14 protein-coding genes and 1 tRNA gene are annotated in these 17,135 nt (G+C 40.7%); 8 read left to right on the forward strand and 7 right to left on the reverse strand.

Annotated elements, in window-relative coordinates; all coding sequences use genetic code 11:
• Positions 1 to 12: 12 nt before the first annotated feature.
• Positions 13 to 1,017 carry an MBL fold metallo-hydrolase gene (locus G5B43_RS17940; RefSeq protein WP_165296182.1) on the forward strand — a complete coding sequence of 335 codons (1,005 nt, stop codon included), beginning with the start codon at positions 13 to 15 and terminating at the stop codon, positions 1,015 to 1,017.
• Between the two features lie 104 nt (positions 1,018 to 1,121).
• Entirely contained in the window at positions 1,122 to 1,718 is a 597-nt protein-coding gene (locus G5B43_RS17945) for an RNA polymerase sigma factor (protein WP_165296183.1), read from the forward strand.
• 5 nt (positions 1,719 to 1,723) lie between these two features.
• Here the strand turns inward: G5B43_RS17945 and G5B43_RS17950 are convergent, their stop codons facing one another.
• On the reverse strand, positions 1,724 to 2,419 hold the full coding sequence (locus tag G5B43_RS17950; RefSeq protein ID WP_165296184.1) for a hypothetical protein: 696 nt from the start codon (positions 2,417 to 2,419) through the stop codon (positions 1,724 to 1,726).
• A gap of 116 nt (positions 2,420 to 2,535) precedes the next feature.
• Here G5B43_RS17950 and G5B43_RS17955 point away from each other — a divergent pair, with 116 nt between their 5' ends.
• On the forward strand, positions 2,536 to 4,014 hold the full coding sequence (locus tag G5B43_RS17955; RefSeq protein ID WP_240904919.1) for a DUF3943 domain-containing protein: 1,479 nt from the start codon (positions 2,536 to 2,538) through the stop codon (positions 4,012 to 4,014).
• Positions 4,015 to 4,034: 20 nt separating this feature from the next.
• On the opposite strand, the gene G5B43_RS17960 is transcribed toward G5B43_RS17955, so the two are convergent.
• The 3 genes from G5B43_RS17960 to G5B43_RS17970 form a co-directional block, all read right to left on the reverse strand.
• Positions 4,035 to 4,598: a GNAT family N-acetyltransferase gene (locus tag G5B43_RS17960; protein ID WP_206367415.1), complete on the reverse strand. Its 564-nt coding sequence runs from the start codon at positions 4,596 to 4,598 to the stop codon at positions 4,035 to 4,037.
• Positions 4,599 to 4,667: 69 nt separating this feature from the next.
• On the reverse strand, positions 4,668 to 6,011 hold the full coding sequence (locus G5B43_RS17965) for a trigger factor (RefSeq protein WP_165296186.1): 1,344 nt from the start codon (positions 6,009 to 6,011) through the stop codon (positions 4,668 to 4,670).
• Positions 6,012 to 6,083: 72 nt separating this feature from the next.
• Positions 6,084 to 6,165: transfer RNA gene (locus G5B43_RS17970), tRNA-Leu, on the reverse strand.
• 204 nt (positions 6,166 to 6,369) lie between these two features.
• On the opposite strand from G5B43_RS17970, the gene G5B43_RS17975 reads away from it, so the two are divergent.
• The 4 genes from G5B43_RS17975 to G5B43_RS17990 all read left to right on the forward strand — a co-directional run bounded on the left by G5B43_RS17975 (position 6,370) and on the right by G5B43_RS17990 (position 11,395).
• Positions 6,370 to 6,987, forward strand: coding sequence for a hypothetical protein (locus G5B43_RS17975; protein ID WP_165296187.1), 618 nt, complete (start codon positions 6,370 to 6,372; stop codon positions 6,985 to 6,987).
• A gap of 2 nt (positions 6,988 to 6,989) precedes the next feature.
• Positions 6,990 to 7,292: a winged helix-turn-helix domain-containing protein gene (locus G5B43_RS17980; protein WP_165296188.1), complete on the forward strand. Its 303-nt coding sequence runs from the start codon at positions 6,990 to 6,992 to the stop codon at positions 7,290 to 7,292.
• 50 nt (positions 7,293 to 7,342) lie between these two features.
• Positions 7,343 to 8,815: a cell envelope integrity protein CreD gene (gene creD / locus G5B43_RS17985; RefSeq protein WP_165296189.1), complete on the forward strand. Its 1,473-nt coding sequence runs from the start codon at positions 7,343 to 7,345 to the stop codon at positions 8,813 to 8,815.
• Between the two features lie 483 nt (positions 8,816 to 9,298).
• The gene (locus G5B43_RS17990; protein ID WP_206367416.1) at positions 9,299 to 11,395 is read left to right on the forward strand and encodes an alpha/beta hydrolase family protein; all 2,097 of its coding nucleotides are present in this window, start codon (positions 9,299 to 9,301) and stop codon (positions 11,393 to 11,395) included.
• Positions 11,396 to 11,440: 45 nt separating this feature from the next.
• On the opposite strand, the gene G5B43_RS17995 is transcribed toward G5B43_RS17990, so the two are convergent.
• From G5B43_RS17995 to G5B43_RS18005, 3 genes are all read right to left on the reverse strand, one after another.
• Positions 11,441 to 12,388, reverse strand: coding sequence for an MlaD family protein (locus G5B43_RS17995; RefSeq protein WP_165296190.1), 948 nt, complete (start codon positions 12,386 to 12,388; stop codon positions 11,441 to 11,443).
• Between the two features lie 62 nt (positions 12,389 to 12,450).
• Positions 12,451 to 13,242, reverse strand: a complete 792-nt coding sequence (locus G5B43_RS18000) for an N-acetylmuramoyl-L-alanine amidase (RefSeq protein ID WP_165296191.1) — start codon at positions 13,240 to 13,242, stop codon at positions 12,451 to 12,453.
• Between the two features lie 62 nt (positions 13,243 to 13,304).
• Positions 13,305 to 14,165: an N-acetylmuramoyl-L-alanine amidase gene (locus G5B43_RS18005; RefSeq protein WP_165296192.1), complete on the reverse strand. Its 861-nt coding sequence runs from the start codon at positions 14,163 to 14,165 to the stop codon at positions 13,305 to 13,307.
• 205 nt (positions 14,166 to 14,370) lie between these two features.
• On the opposite strand from G5B43_RS18005, the gene G5B43_RS18010 reads away from it, so the two are divergent.
• Positions 14,371 to 17,043: a putative LPS assembly protein LptD gene (locus G5B43_RS18010; RefSeq protein WP_240904920.1), complete on the forward strand. Its 2,673-nt coding sequence runs from the start codon at positions 14,371 to 14,373 to the stop codon at positions 17,041 to 17,043.
• The last annotated feature ends 92 nt before the right edge of the window (positions 17,044 to 17,135 follow it).

Raw genomic sequence — 17,135 nt, forward strand, 5'->3', positions numbered from 1 at the left:
ATCCTACTGAAGATGAAAAATATATTCACCACGTTGATTGCGCTTATCATGATCGTGCAATCCGGTTTTGCGCAGAAACTTGAACGCGCCACCAATACTGCCATAGACTCGATGGCGGCATTTCGCAAAACATCGCCTTTATGCTTGGATGAGAAACGCTTAGCCTTTTTACATCAGTTTCAGCGCTATTCGGATCGTTTGGAAGCTAGCACGTTTAAAGCCTATTTAACCAAGCCGGAAGACGAAGCTGAGCAAATGGAAAAAGAAGTTCCGATGATCTACTGCTATCGGGAAGCTTTCGATAAAGTGCTGGATGAGGTGAAGAAGACCAAGTTAAAAAAGGGAACAGCCCGGGTTTGGTTATTGTATAACATGGGATTTGTCGTAAAAACCCCCTCTGGCTGTTTTGGTATCGATGTAGAACACCGATTGGCCGAGCAATTAGAACCTTATCTGGATTTTCTTTGTATCACGCATAACCATGGTGATCACGCGCATGTGAAGCTAATGGAAGCAATGACAAAAGCCGGTAAACCAGTCATTACAAATTTCTATAAAGGTTGTGCGGAGTATTTGTCAACAACGGCTACAAGTTATCAGATTGGTAAGTTTACCGTCCGAACAGATATTTCCAGTCATTTAAGAAGTCCTAAACTTCCCGATTTCGTGATGTCCTTACGTATAGATTGCGGTGCCGATGGGGGAGGTTTCTCGCTATTACATTGTGGAGATTCTGGTTTTGAATCCGATCGCTTCGCTAATGTACAGGGTGATGTCGATATGCTGATCTTACGTTGGGGCGCGCCAAGGGAAAATGATATTATCGGCACTGCAGAGGGATTGGTTAATCCAAAATATGCAGTATTATCGCATCTGATTGAACTACGACATGAACCGAAGGGGCAAGCGTCTATCACGCAGACCTTGAAGCATCTTACCGGCGTAGACTGCGAAAATACGATTATGCCTTTTTGGGGCGAGCAGATGGTTTGGAAGAATGGAAAATTGATTAGATGAAAAGTAACTTTTCTTAACAAAAACATAACGGCTCATTCTCAAGCTAGTCATATTTATTTTTGTTATTTTGCTTCTGTTTTTATACTAGATATGAAAAACCTGAAATGCAATTATTAGAGAGCAGAAAATACCTTGATATGCTACGAGCCGGTGAAGAAGACGGACTGCTGTTTTTTATGCTGCAGTATGGCGAACAGTTGCGTTTTTTTGCATATAAAATTACCAAAAATAGAGAGGCTTCGGAGGAGATTGTTTCTGAGTCATTTTATAAGTTGTGGCAAGGACGTGAAAAGGCCGTATCTGTGGAAGCAATCAAATCCTTTCTGTACCTGACGATCCGTAATGCCTGTTATAATCATATAGGTTCTTCGTATCATAAAACAGTTGATTTACGGGAAGAGCTGTTGGGGGACATGGTAGAGACGAGGACAGATATACTCACGCATATCATCTACACAGAGCTGATTGATCAGATTGTTGCAGAATTGGACACGCTCCCCACACAACAGGCAGAAGTGTTTCGCCTGTCCTATCTTGAGGGACTGGGCACACTGGAAATTTGCGAAACCTTAGGAACTACTGCGAGCAATGTATACTTTGCCAGGTCAAAAGCCCTTTCAGCTTTACGTCTGATATTTAAAGAAAAAGATATCAGTTTTTATACCGCCTTTTTAGTGTTTACATTCTTGACTAATTTTTAACCCCTTTATTTGTTATCTCTACTCCAAATTTCATAGATAGGGTCACCTTTTGAGCTCAAGCCGCTGTGATGCCAAATTCCGTCTTTTAATTCGCCATCAAAACTCAGACTAGCACCAACACGCGAATTATCTCGTGAGAAAAATAGGATGTGTTCACTATATTTGCCACTAGTAAACGTATAATGTCCTCCTCCTGTACCGGAAAAAGTCTTCGCTCCTGGATCGATAGCCATCCATTGGAAATAGCCATCCACTAAGAGCTTAATGGTTTTGCGGGTACCACTTTGGTGTATTTGGACGATGTCGTTGCCTTGTTTTCTTCCGGTTATCCGCCATAACCCATCCAAATCTTGAGCTTTAGCCGCTTCTTTTTTCCATACTTGTCCAGATTGTTCCTGTAAACCGTCCGCTTTTGCAGTCAAAGCAAAGCTTTTTGTTTGGCCAATAGTACTGGCATCGGCATCATCATATTCAACTTGAACGTTTAGTGCTCCATCTTGATACGTGTAAGGGCCACCGAAAGTTGATATATAAGCGTTGTCTTTATAGGTCGTTTGAGAAGAATATCCATCAATAAACATCCAAACGATATTTGCGTCATCTTTTTTCGCTGTATATACACCTTTAAGATTTGCCGCCGTCTGTGCCATAATCAATGTAGCAAAAAACAACAAAACAGCCGATAAAATTAATTTCTTCATGATATGTCTATGTTGGTTCAACATAAAAATAACAAATTAACATGAAACATGTTTTTTTTGTTCAATTTTCAGTTTTCCATCACACAAATTATAACTTTGTTGGTTTTAAGATAATAATGAAGTTACTACGCTATTGTTTCTTGTTGACGGTGTTAGCACTGTATAGCATCAATGCGAATGCGCAACACTTTGGCAACTTACATCATATCGATACAACAATACAGCTGCTGGATACCGGTCGGCAGGAGCGTTGGGGGCAGCATGTGCAGGTTGATCCGCTACCTCGCTTTACTCGTACGACAGAAGAACCTAAAAGAGAAAAGAAATTTTGGAGAGCAGGTGTCGAATGGTTTTTAACACAGGCTTTTCCTGCAACATTCAATCGGTTTATTACGAAAGATCCTTATTCGTATATCAGTTTTAAAAATTTCATTGACCATCAACGATTCTCTGCATGGGATTGGGATGATAATCAGTTTACAACCAATCATTTAGATCATCCTTACCATGGACAACTTTATTTTAATGCATTTAGAAGTAATGGTTACAACTTTTATCAGTCCAGTATCGCTACGTTGGCGGGAAGCTATATTTGGGAGACAGGTGGCGAAACGCAGGCACCCTCGATTAACGATTTAGTAAATACTACTTATGGTGGAATCATTCTTGGAGAAATGACGCACCGTATAGCCCGTAATATTTTAGGAAGAGGAAGTAGGCATCGCCGTTTAAGAACTTCGAATGAAATAGGCGCGTTTTTCGTTAATCCGGTGAACGGTTTAAATCGTTTATTAGACGGTAAATGGGGGAAGATTGATGAATATAATGCCGTCGACTCTTCAACCGTATGGGCAGAAGTCAATATAGGGGTGCGTCGATTCGATGCACAAGAAGGGGATATTTTGGAGAAAGGGAAAAATGGTTCGTACGGTCGACTGAGACTGTGGTACAGCAGCGGTTCCGAAAATATAAAACGTCCGTTTGATCAATTTTATGTGAATCTTGAGTTTGGAAAAGGAGATAGTACATTTATCAATGCAGTCAATGTACATGCGCTCTTGTATGGTAATAAGTTCTTCAAAACCAAGCGCGGCGACCATTATGGGATACTGAGTGCCAACTACGACTTTTATAATAATGATGCTTTTTTTTACGGGGCACAGAATTTAATGTATAATTGGAACTCCGAGTTCCGATATAAAAAACAGAATCGGCTCAATATGAGTGTGGGGGTGGGAGCAATTTTGTTAGCCGCTGTACCAGATCCCTATTTGCTATATGGTGCAAGCCGGAATTACAATTACGGTTCGGGGGCTGGTTATCGCTACCGTGGTGAGTTAAGTGTACTGAACCGTTTGCTTATCACCGGCGACTACAATGGTGGTATCTTTTTCACCGTTAGCGGAAACGAATCGTATTATATTTTGCACGCTGCGACATTAGAGGCCAACTTACGTATCATTAGAAATTTCTCCCTAAATGTTAGCTCTGGTTATTTTGCATTGGAAGGGCATTTCGAAGATGAACAGTACGCTGATTTTAATCGAAAGTTCCCATTTGGCCGGATATCGATAGGATATAACGTTCGGTTCTAGTTCCAAAAGCGATAAGCCAGTCACGGCAACGAAAATTGTAAGTGCGTTAATTCTTTCCCGAAGAGCTGAACATCCCGTATAAGTTTGAAACCCATTTTCAAATAGAGGTTCTGTGCTTTGGGGTTTTCCTTGTCTACCAATAACCCTAACACTTCTTTTTGCCTATATACGAAAAGGTCAATAGCGTAAAGCAATAATATTTTTCCAATGCCTTTTCCTTGTGCCGCAGTCGAGACGGCTAAGGTATCAATATAAACTTCCCCCACCTGCGTTTCGTTCCCTAAGTTCGGTTCCCTCTTAAAATGTGTTTGTAAATAAGAGAGGATAGGTGTCCGTAATTGTTCTAGCATATATCCCGGATAAAGACAAATTTGTCCGACGACGTTTCCCTCTTCTTCCGCAACGATGATATGTTCATAGCTATATTGATTCCGCGGTTGTGCGATATGATGTTTCAGAAAGGCAGTCGCCTTCTGCTGGTCTTGTTCACCAATAAAATAATAAATAATTTCTTCCATCGCGGTCAACATGATGGGAGCAATTGCTTCCGCATCTGTAGGCCGTGCCTTTCTAATCTGTATCATCTTTCAAAAAATAGCAAAGGCTACCCCAAAAAGGTAGCCTTTGTTTGTGGTCATTATTTTCTAAGACGTTTATTTGCTGTCTTTTTCCAACTTCTCGAAATCTACATAAGAGATCTCCTGTGGTTTTAACGTTACATTTTCTTTTAGATAATCGAACACTTTCAGGGCTTTTGCTTCTTCGAAAAGACGATTTGCTTGTTCTCTATCCTGCAATAATTGAAGAGCATATTGACCTAATTGTTCATCTGTAGGCTCATCGTTCATGTTGTACATTTTGATTTGCGCATAGATGCGTTCTTTTGCCAAGTTAATTACCTCGTCATATTTAACTTCCAGGTTATTTGCTGTAACGACGCGGTTTTCAATGATTGTCCATTTCAAGTTACTTAAGAAATCCCCAAACCCTTCTTCCAACTCCTCGTCAGAAATATTAGGATTTGTTGCTTTCAACCATTTTTTCAAGAAAGCCTCTGGAAATTTTACATCTACTTTCTCCATACCATACGTATACATGTCGTTACGTAACTTCTGGTCGGCATTTTGTTTGAAAAGACCTTCAACTTCTTCCTTTACTTTAGCTTCGAACTCTTCTTCCTTTGTTACATCCCCTGCCGGGAATAGCTTATCAAAGAATTCTTGGTTTAAGTCTGCCTCTTCCAAACGATTGATGTTTTTAACCGTCAACTCAAACTTTGTTACATCCAAGTTTTCAGCCTCGTCTTCCGTAATGCCTAAGATACGTGCAAGATCAGCTACTTTAAATGCCTTTTTGATGTCGATTTTAACGGTATCATCTTGTTTCAAGCCTGTCAAAGCTTTCTTCGTTTTTGCATCTTCAATAATGTCTGTACGTACAGAAGTCGTTTTTTCAATGCCCTCTTCTTTGATCTGTTTCAATGTGGCGTAAAGCACATCTCCTTCTTCAGACACCTCTGGGTTAGTCATCTTGCCGTAGCTGCGACGAAGATTTTTAACACGCTCCGCTAACGTAGCATCGTCTGCCTTGATATCGTAAGTCGTAAATTCTGTTGCTTTAGAGAACGGTGTTTCGAATTCAGGCGCGATACCGATTTCGTATGTGAAAGCAAACGTGTCGTTAAAATCCCAATTATATTTCGCATCGGCATCATCCTCTATTGGAAGAGGCTGTCCTAAAACTTCCAATTTGTTTTCGCTGATGTATTCCGAAATCTTATCGTTGACCAACTTATTGATTTCATCAAATAAGATCGATTTCCCGTATGTACGTCTGATGTGGCCCGGAGGAACCATACCCGGACGGAAACCAGGCAGCTTAGCCTTTTTTGCTTGTTCTTTAATAGCTTTATCTACCGAAGGGTTGTAATCTTCGGGCGCTAGTTCAACCTTAATGTTCGCGTTGACATCGTCAACTGTTTGGTGTGAAATATTCATACTCTCGTTTCGCTTTTACGCATTTTACAAAAAAAATCCTCCCGAGTTTATTAAGTTCGGGAGGACATCAAGTGCGGAAGAAGGGACTCGAACCCCCACGCCTTGCGGCGCCAGATCCTAAGTCTGGTGCGGCTACCAATTACGCCACTTCCGCAGTTATTAGGACTTTTATTGTGGCACAAAGATAGTAAGCCTCCTTTTATCTTGCAAGATTTTTTTTGATTATTTTATAAAAATAAAAAAAAGATATTTTACGCTTGTATAAATGCTTTGTTTTCATTTACTTTGTTTTTCAAAGTACTTTACTTGTTTGCGAAGGTAACTAAAAAGGAGTGTGTAAATACATTATTATTCATATATGGATCAACAGGATTTAATAAAAGAAATAGGGCATATCCGCTCGATGATGGAAAAATCGTCCAAGGTGTTATCTATTTCGGGACTTTCTGGCGTACTGATCGGCATTTACGCATTGCTTGGAGCTGCGGCGGGTTACATAGTGGTGTATGGTTTTGATAGTGGTTTCGATTATAGGGATCATTATGTCACGGAACCAGCTGTTATCAACAACTTAATCGGTATCGCATTGGTTGTTCTAATCGCTTCATTAACGACAGGTCTATGGATGGCTCGAAAGAAGGCGAAGAAGGCTCGTCAGCACATTTGGAATCCGTCTAGTAAAGCCATGTTGTTGGCTATGGTTATTCCATTGATGACAGGAGGGTTGTTCTCCTTAGTACTGCTATCGAAAGGTTATTTCAGTTTAATAGGTGCCACACTTCTTATTTTTTATGGTCTGTCTTTAACATCTGGCGGTATTTACACGTTTAAAGAAGTACGTTGGCTAGGTGTATTGGAGATTTTGTTAGGGTTATGCGCGCTATTGTTTCCAGGATACGGCTTATGGTTTTGGGCATTTGGATTTGGTGTATTGCACATCATTTATGGTTTTATTGTACATAAAAGATACGAATAATAGTGGGGTTGGATTTTTCTCTATATGATAAGGTATTCGAGAATCGTATACGCCTGCAAATCATGAGCGTGCTGATGGCAAACGATTCGTATGATTTCACCTCGCTCAGGGAAATGCTGGAGGTAACCGATGGGAACCTGGCGTCCAATTTAAAAACATTGGAGAAAGAAGGGTATATAAATGTGGAGAAAAGTTTTGTTGATAGAAAACCCAACACCCAATATAAACGAACTGAAAAAGGAGCAAAAGCTTTTGAGAATCATTTAACAGCCTTAGAAAATTTAATAAAACAACAGTATAAATAATTTTTTTATTCTTCAACTTTGAAATTCAAAGTTCTTTTAAAAACAAAAAAATGGAAAATCAAAACACTCCGCCTGCATTTCCACCGTCTCCATCTTCTTTTTTTGAACGGTTGGCTAATTCTGTCATCTTGAAATTAGGAATTATTCTCTTTTTAGTTCTCCTATTGCTTATCCCTATGGAGAGCGTGAAGGATTTAATAAGGGAACGTAAAAATAGGGATCAAGCTGTCAGCAATGAAATAGCGAGCAAATGGGGTAATACACAAGTTGTTTCGGGACCTATTATCGGAATTCCCTATACCTATTCGTATAATGTGAATACAACCGATGAAAAAGGTGAGATTAAGGCAGAAAAACATGTCGAAAAAGATTATGTCTTTCTCGTTTCCAAAACGCTCGATGTGAAATCTACAGTGGAACCTACCTATTTGAAACGCGGAATCTATCAAACGGTCGTTTATAATGCGACTATTGCGTTGCGTGGTGAATTTGATGAAATAGACTTGGCAAAATTGGATTTAAATCCCGAAGATCTATCATGGGAAAACGCAAAGGTATTTATTGGACTAAGTGACCTAAAAGGTATAAAAGCAATTCCGAAACTGAGTATGGGGCAGGATGAGGTGGAATTTGAAGTTGGTAATGCCGATGTATCACTCTTTGAGCAGACCATGGTCGCCAATGTAGATTTATCGGATAGATCGACTAAAAACGAATTTGCGATAAATTTAGATATACGAGGATCGCGGAATCTGACTGTTTTTCCAACCAGTAACGAGACGAGTATAATCGTCTCCGGTATCTGGGACAACCCCAGCTTTAACGGTGGATTCTTGCCAGAAGATCGGACTATTTCAGAACAGGATTTTACCGCCAAATGGCGAATTCCAAGCTTCAGCCGAAAATTTCCACAGCAGTGGAAAGGGGCGCGAGGTCGTATGTACCAAATAACAAACTATGAAATTACGGATGTGGATTACCCTGTTGTTGCTATACCGGAACCTAGCGTTTCTTCTTCTGGAACAAATGTACAGCTATCTACAGAACAAGATATGGTACAAGTCAATTTTTTAGAGTCTGTCAATAACTACCAGAAAACAACACGCGTTGCCAAATATGGTATTTTAGTCGTACTCTTAACGTTTACATCACTATTCTTTACCGAAGTCATAAAAAAGCAACGGGTTCATATTGTTCAATATGTGTTGATTGGTTGTGCTATGGTGTTGTTTTATTCATTGCTATTGGCATTAAGTGAGCACACAGGGTTTAATTGGGGGTATCTGATTGCTGCGATAGCGACGATTATGCTCATTTCCTCGTTTATTTTCGGTATCACGAAAGACAAAAAGATTGCATTTATTTTCAGCGGTATCCTTTCCGCTTTCTACATCTTTATTTTCTCATTGATGCAACTGCAGGATTATTCATTGATTGTCGGTACAATAGGTGTGTTTGTCATTTTGGCTCTATTGATGAGGTTGTCCACTCGGGTAAATTGGTATCAGTTTGAAAAGAAATAACTTCTTTATGTTCTTTTTTTCCGTAAAAAAGAACCAAAACCGACCAACGGGAGCTCATGAACACCAAAATAAACACACGTTCATAAACCTCGCCGCTTCGAATGTTTTACATTTGGGACAATACTAAGAATGAGTTTGTACAGTTGTAAAACATTTGATGCGTCCCTCTACCCCGCACTTATCCAGCATCGAGAATAGTTCGGATGCGGCATTTTAATGTTAAGGAGGGATCATGCAATTGTATTGCCCCTTATTTAACCCCTAAATGCCACATATAAAATTTTGAAATATGTAGAACTATCATAGATGCACTATCCATCCCATCAAAATTTTAAAGTGGCGAGTTTTTTTGCTTCCTTTTTTTGCGGAAAAAAAAGAAGAGCCAGTCGCGGCTTGAGCGGCATAAAAACATTTAAAGAAAACCTTTGATTTTTAAATCGAAGCTACATTTCCTATCTTGCGATAAAAAAAAGAGCAGACCTTATGGATAAAATTTCAATTTTAGCCTGTGCTATAACCGCAAGCACTCTTTCTTTTGGACAGGAGAATCCGAATATGAGAGTGTCTAGACCAATAACGACAAACAAAGTATATCAATTGAAAAAAGAAGTGATGACCCCGGAAAAACTGTGGGAATTAGGGCGTGTATCAGCAGAAGGACTATCGGCAGATGGCAAATGGTTGGTGTATGGTCTATCCAATTATACGTTCGGCGAGAATAAATCAGAAAAAAACCTCTATGTCATTCCAATAAAAGGAGGGGAGCCAGTCCAATTTACGCAGGAAGAAGGTGGTGAATCAGTAGTCCAGATAAATAAAGAAGGCGAAGTCATTTATCTGTTCAAAGGACAGTTATGGTCAAAACCTTTGGCTGGAGGCGAAGCGAAACAGCTGACAGATATAGAAGGTGGATTGGCAAATGTGAAGTTATCCCCAGATGGCAAACAGATTATCTTTAGCCGGGCAGTGCTCATCCATCCTTACCACAGCAGAGATAAATATAGTGATTTGACTAAATCAGATGTCTATATTTATGATGATTTAGATTACCGGCATTGGGATACATTTAATGATGGTCGTTTTAATCATCCGTTCATAGCCACTTATGATAACGGTAAGATAGGAGAGCCGCTGGATATTATGGAAGGCGAACCGTTTTACAGCCCGCAAGCGCCTTTTGGCGGAGCGGACGATTTTACCTGGACGTCAGATGGCAAAGCCGTGTTATATGTATGCAAGAAGAGATTTGGGAAAGAATATGCCTCCAGCACCAATACGGATATATACCGATACGATGTAGCCAGCAAAGTAACCACGAATATTACGGAGGGGATGAACGGTTATGATACACATCCTGTATATAGTCCGAATGGGCAGCAACTAGCTTGGCTGAGTATGAAAACTGACGGCTATGAAGCTGATAAAAATGATATTATCATCTTCGATAAGGCAACAACACAACGCAAAAATTTGACTGCGCACTGGGATGGAACGGTTAATTCCTATATATGGAGTAAAGATGGCAGAAAGATATATTTTACAGCTCCAGTTCGTGGCACGGTACAGTTGTTTGAAGTGGAATTGCCCAAAAGTTCTGCTCGGAATACATTGGCCAGAATAACGCAAATCAGTGAAGGTAAATTTGATATTGCAGGTATTGTCGGAGAGGTAGATGGTGGTATAATGGTGACATCGACCACCATGACGCGCGCTGCGGAAATATATCGTTACGATTTTAAAAAGAAAGCATTGGTAGCTATCACCAAGATAAACGACAATATTTACAAACATGTAGCGGAGACAAAAGTAGAAGGACGCTTTACCAAGACCTCGGATGGGGAAGAACTATTCTCCTGGGTTATCTATCCGCCTGATTTCGACCCTTCGAAGAAATATCCAACATTGCTTTATTGTCAAGGGGGACCGCAATCGGCTTTAACACAAACGTATTCTTATCGATGGAATTTCCAGTTGATGGCGTCGCAGGGTTACATTGTTATCATGCCTAATCGGAGGGGAATGCCGGGTTGGGGCGAAAAATGGAATGCAGATATATCGAAAGATTGGGGAGGCCAGCCGATACGTGATTATCTTTCGGCCATAGACGATCTCGCTAAAGAACCCTATGTAGATAAGGAACGTATAGGTGCTGTGGGGGCTAGCTATGGCGGCTACTCCGTATTTCAATTGGCAGGCGTTCACGAAGGGCGTTTTAAAACTTTCATTTCGCATTGTGGGTTGTTTGATATGACGTCTTGGTACGGAACAACAGAAGAATTGTTCTTTGCGAATCATGATTTAGGTGGGCCATATTGGGATAAAAACAATGCGAAAACATATACAGATTTTAATCCTATAACGCATGTCGATAAATGGAATACACCGATCTTAATTTTCCAGGGTGGGAAAGACTATCGGGTACCAATAGGACAAGGCTTGGCAGCTTTCCAAGCCGCTCAGCTGAAAAATATCAAAAGTCGTTTGGTTTACCTGCCTGAAGAAAACCATTGGGTACTATCCGGCCACAATGCGCTGGTATGGCAACGGGAGTTTTTTGGTTGGTTGAAGGAGACTTTGTAAATGAAAACGGTTCGGACTTGTCACCCGAACCGTTTTCTCTTATGGTTATTTGGTGTCTTTTTTTCCGAAAATACTTAAACGGATATATTTACCCGGTCTTTCCTCTACATCTTTAATTAGATTATCAAGGCTTTCGGAAGCATTGTTAAGATTGTTGTAAAGGTTATCATCATTCAGTAACAAGCCGATAGATCCTTCACCATTATTGATTTTAGTCGTAATAACTTCCACGTTTTTCATCACCTGGGTTGCGTTGTCAATAGTAGCTTTGATTTCCGTCTGGGCCAAGTCACCAGACAAGCTATCCAGATTAGAAAGAATACTGTTAATTTTGGCGTTGTTTTTCTGAAAGTTATTGGTAATAGACTCGAGGTTCTGCATGATTTTTGCCAACCGAATTTTTTCTGAACCCATCAGCCCTTCCACATCACTCGTGATCCTCTCCATGTTACGCAACGAGACAGAAATGCTGCGCAAGCTACCTTTAAAATCACGTTGAAACTCTTTATCTAGTGCCGTATTGACAGCAGAAAGTACAGAATCTAATTTGACGACGAGATTCTCCACTTTTAGTTGGAGGGGCTCGACTTTCTCCAATAAATTAGCTTGTACATCTGATAGAAGTGGATCGCCACTTTTGGCCAGGGTTTTACTATTCCCCAATTCAAAGACGATGGCCTTACTACCTAATAGATCGGCACTGACAATACGGGCAACTGTATTCGAAGGGATATCGTATTCATTTTTTATTTTGAAATGCGTACGTATCTTACCATTTTTTAAAAGCGTCATTTCCGATACGCGCCCAATTTGGTAACCACTGACTACAACGGGCTTCGATATGGTTAAGCCATCCACATTATCATAATCCGTGTAAAACTCATTTTCTCTAGAGAAAACATCATTCCCCTTCAAGAAGTTATAGCCTATGAACAATAGGGCAAGCGCAATCACGGTAATGATACCGACTTTCGTTTCGTTTGATATCTTCAAAATAGTCTAGCTTGGGTAAATTAAATCCTTATATGTTAACAACAAACGAATGTAACAAATGTTTATCGTTCTACAGACGTTTTGTACGTTTTTATTGCGTCGAATAAATTTTGAACCATTTCTTTTTGACCTGCGGTTGACAACATATAGTTTTCTTCAATGGAGCTACTCATAAAACCGAGCTCGGTTAATACGGCTGGCATACCTGCTGTTGCAAGTACTGCTAAGGATTGTTCTTTTACGCCTCTGTCTGGCCTGCCGGATGTGGTAAATTTATCCTGCATAAGCGAGGCTAACTTAATGCTCTCTCTACGATGTTGATTTTTCATCAACTGAAAGACAATCATACTCGATGGATCTTTAGGATCAAAACCACCATAGTTTTCCTCATAATTGTCTTCTAGTAAGATCGATGCATTCTCTCGGATAGCCGCATCTTGCTGACCGAGTCTATTGTACCCGCACACCAATGTTTCGGTACCGCGCGCCGGCGATCGGCGCGTTGCAGCGGCGTTGCAATGTATCGATATAAAAAGATCGGCGTTATGTTTATTTGCTAGTGCAGGTCGTTCATACAAAGGTATAAAGACATCCGTCTTTCGCGTGTATATTATTTTTACACCTGGCATTTCGTTTTCAATTTTTTTGCCCAGTTTGAGCGCAACCGCCAGTGCGATATCCTTTTCATTCGCTTTTCTACCGACGGCACCAGCGTCTCTTCCGCCGTGACCGGGGTCAAGTACGATAAGCTTGAATGGCTGTCGAGGAGGAATACTACGATCGCCTTGTGACGGGATAAAAGAACTAAATAGCCAAAGACTGACCAATACAAGATAACTTCTCAAAATATTCAAATTATAAGATCTTTTCAACTATACTAATTTACACATATATATGGAGCATACCAAGCAAAGCATCAGTGCCTCATATAAGCTTTATACGCCTTGATTGCATTCGCAAGATTTTGTGCTATTTCTATCTGACCTTGCTGTGAAATCATATAATCTTCCTCTTCAGGGCTACTGATAAATCCAATTTCCGTTAATACAGCCGGCATAGCAGCCTTAGCAAGTACAGCTAGGCCTAACTCTTTAACACCACGATCTATCAAGGCGCTTTTTACATACTCTCCCTGTATAAGGGAAGCCAATTTGATGCTTTCTTTACGGTATTGATTTCGCATCAATTGAAAGATGATGTAGGTTGAAGGATCTTTTGGATCAAAACCGTACTCTTCCTCGTAATTATCTTCCAGTAGCAGATCGGCATTTTCTCGAATAGCGACGTCTTGTTCGCTGCTGCGGTGAAAACCTAAAACAAATGTTTCCGTCCCGCGGACATGTGGTGCTCTTTTCACCGTTGTGACGTATCGCCCTCGTTTGTTTCGAACACGTACATCACGATCAGCTGAATTTGCATGGATCGAGATAAAAAGATTAGCCTTGTTCCTGTTGGCAATATCCGATCGGGTTTTGAAAGGAACATCAACATCTGTGTCTCGCGTCAAAATAACTTTGACACTAGGCTCCTGCTCCTCCAGAAGTTCTTTTAACTTTTTGGATACATCAAGCACAATATCTTTTTCGGCAACTTTCCTTCCCCTCGCTCCAGGAATCTTCCCCCCATGTCCCGGATCGATGACAACGACAAACGTTTCTTTCCCTCGTTCGTCATCACTTATAGCGTGAGCTGGAAATGTAAAAAAGGCACACAATACAAATGCCATTACCGCAACGAAAATTGGTTTAGCAGGTTTTACATTTAAAATTCTAATCATCTGTACAATATCCTATTCTATCTCCGTTTAAGTAAGTGCAAAAATAGTTGAAAATTTATGTTTCATTAACATGTTTACACCATGCGATGTGAATGTTTTTGACTATTTTTGTCGAAACAATTTTAAAAGATTCTTACAAAAATAACATTCATAATTCATTTTGAAGGCGTTTACACGAGTTTTATGTCAAATTTTATTTCTTTTGTTGAGTTGCTCACTGGCTGTATCTCAAGTGGTAACCCCTTCTTATCCCACCTCTTCTAACGCTCAAGACACGGCATTAATTGTTGCCGACACCATAAAAAATATAACAGACACTACGGTTGTGGCAGATTCAACCATGTTGTCGGACACGACGAGGAATCACCTAAAGGAAACACAAGGGCAAGATACCGTGATTATGGAGGACGATAGCGGTCTAGAAACTATGGTTACTATTGTTGCTAATGATTCGTCATGGAATGAAGTCAGTAAAAATATCCTCCATCTATATAATGGTGCCAAAGTTAAATATCAAGACTTTGAGTTGGCTGCTGACTATATCCGGTTAGATAGAAATACCAATCAATTGTTTGCCAGTGGGGTTACAGACCATAACGGCAAGTACATTGGTCGGCCAGTAGTTATATTTCCGGGCGAAAGCCCCAAATCCGTTGACTCATTAGTGTATGATTACAAAAGCCGGGAAGGAAATACCTATGGTATCATGACCGAGGAAGACGGCGCTTACATCCAGGCAAGAGTCGTCCGAAAGAACCTATACGATGAGCTTTCGCTGCAAAAGGGAATGTACAGTACCTGTAATTTACCCTATCCACACACACACTTTGGTATTCAGTTTACAAAGGGGTTATTGGCAAAAAACCATATTGTAGTGGGGCCAGCATTTCTTGTGGTTGAAAATATTCCCCTGAAATTTATAGCGATCCCTTTTGGTTTTTTTCCGAAGAACAACAAAAGATCCTCCGGCCTTTTATTTCCTTCTTTTGGAGAAGATGCCGCGCGCGGTTTTTCTATGCGCGACATGGGATGGTACCTGGCATTTAGTGATTATTGGGATTCCGAAATTAGAGGAAGCTTATATTCGAAGGGCGCATGGGAAGCCAGTGTGCGCACAAACTATCTCGTGAATTATAAATACAGCGGTGGGTTTAACGTTCGATATAGTTCTACTCCAACGGGGGTTGAAGGAACGGAAAGCTACGGGCGTAGCAAGGATTTCAACGTGACCTGGAACCATACACAACGACAAGAAGCGAATCCGGGAACCTCATTCTCTGCGTCGGTCAATTTCGCTACACGTTCCTATTTCCAAAATACAGGCTTCAACATGCAGAATACCATGGAAGATCTGACACGAAATAATATGTCGTCTTCAATTGCGTACGGTAAAGTTTTTGCCGATGGAAAAGTGAACTTCACGGCTAATATGAGCCATCGGCAAGACATGACATCCGGACAGGTCGATCTGGAACTGCCTTCTTTCAGTCTGAACGTATCTACGTTTAACCCATTCGATTCCAAAGATCGTGTCGGCGATCAAAAGTGGTATCAGCGGATTACGGTCGGATATAGTTTGCAGGGAAGAAACTCCATATCTACTTATGATACCTTACTTTTCAAGAAAGAAGCGCTGAACAACTTCACGAATGGTTTCCAGCATAATATCCCGATTAGTTTAAGTTTAAACGCCTTTAAATATTTTCAATTCAATACATCTGTAAATTATACGGAACGTTGGTATCTACAGAGTGTCCGTAAAAGATTGGCCAACGAAATCAATGGTTATACGCCTACACGTGATACGGTGAGTGGTTTTGAGCGTGCCTATGATTATTCCATGTCGGCAGGTCTTTCCACAAAGGTTTATGGTATGTATCCTAAAATGGGAAAAGTAGAAGCTATTCGTCATGTCATTACTCCATCGGTCAACCTCAATTATCGTCCCGATTTCTCTGACCCCCGCTATGGTTTCTATCGGGATTTTATAAACGATAATGGTGTGGTCGAACGTTATTCAATCTTTGAGGGAGGTATCTTTGGTGGCCCTGGTGCAGGCAAGTCTATGGGTATCGGTTTTTCGGTGGATAATAACATCGAAGCCAAAGTTCGGAACAATAACGATACCACCGGCAATGAAGCGTTTCGGAAAGTGAAAATTCTGCAAGGTCTGACCTTCAGCGGAAACTATAATTTCATGGCCGATTCCCTAAAGCTTTCCAACATTAGTTTCTCGGGGCGTACTTCCCTGTTCAAGGAAAAGATAAACTTAAACTTCAACGGTACCTTTGATCCTTATGCCTTTAACCCCGAGACAGGGCAAAAAATCAATAGGTTTGCTATTCAGGATGGAAACCTGGCCCGGCTGACGAATTTCGGTTTGTCGTTTGATTATAGCCTTAATCCCAATGCAAACAAGAGCCGGAATGACAATCTGGATTCCCTCCGTAACCAGATGCCCAATATGACGGCGGAGCAGGCGAATGCCCTCGCGCGTATCAGTACCGACCCCAATGCGTTTGTGGATTTTAATATTCCATGGAATTTGAACGGTTCATTCAGTATGAACTACAATAAGTCCTGGGATCGTGATGAAAGACGGATGAAGAATAACGTTACCGCCACGGTCAATATAAATGGCGATTTTAACGTTACACCGAAGTGGAAAGTACAATTCAATACGGGCTATGACCTCCGACAAAAAGCACTTTCACTAACACGGTTTAGTATTTATCGTGATCTGCATTGCTGGGATCTGTCGGTAGGCTGGACACCTTTTGGACAATATAAGAGTTACAATATAACGATTCGTGCCAAAGCTTCGATATTGCAAGACTTGAAATTGACGAAGCGGGAGAGTCATTATACTTATCGATAGATGTTCTTTTTCCCCGTGAAAAAGAACCAAAAAACTCGTGGCTTCGGATATTTGAGAGGAAGGGCTGTACTAAGGATGAATTTCTACATACC

This window comes from Sphingobacterium sp. SGR-19 (assembly GCF_011043555.1).
Taxonomy (GTDB): Bacteria; Bacteroidota; Bacteroidia; order Sphingobacteriales; family Sphingobacteriaceae; genus Sphingobacterium.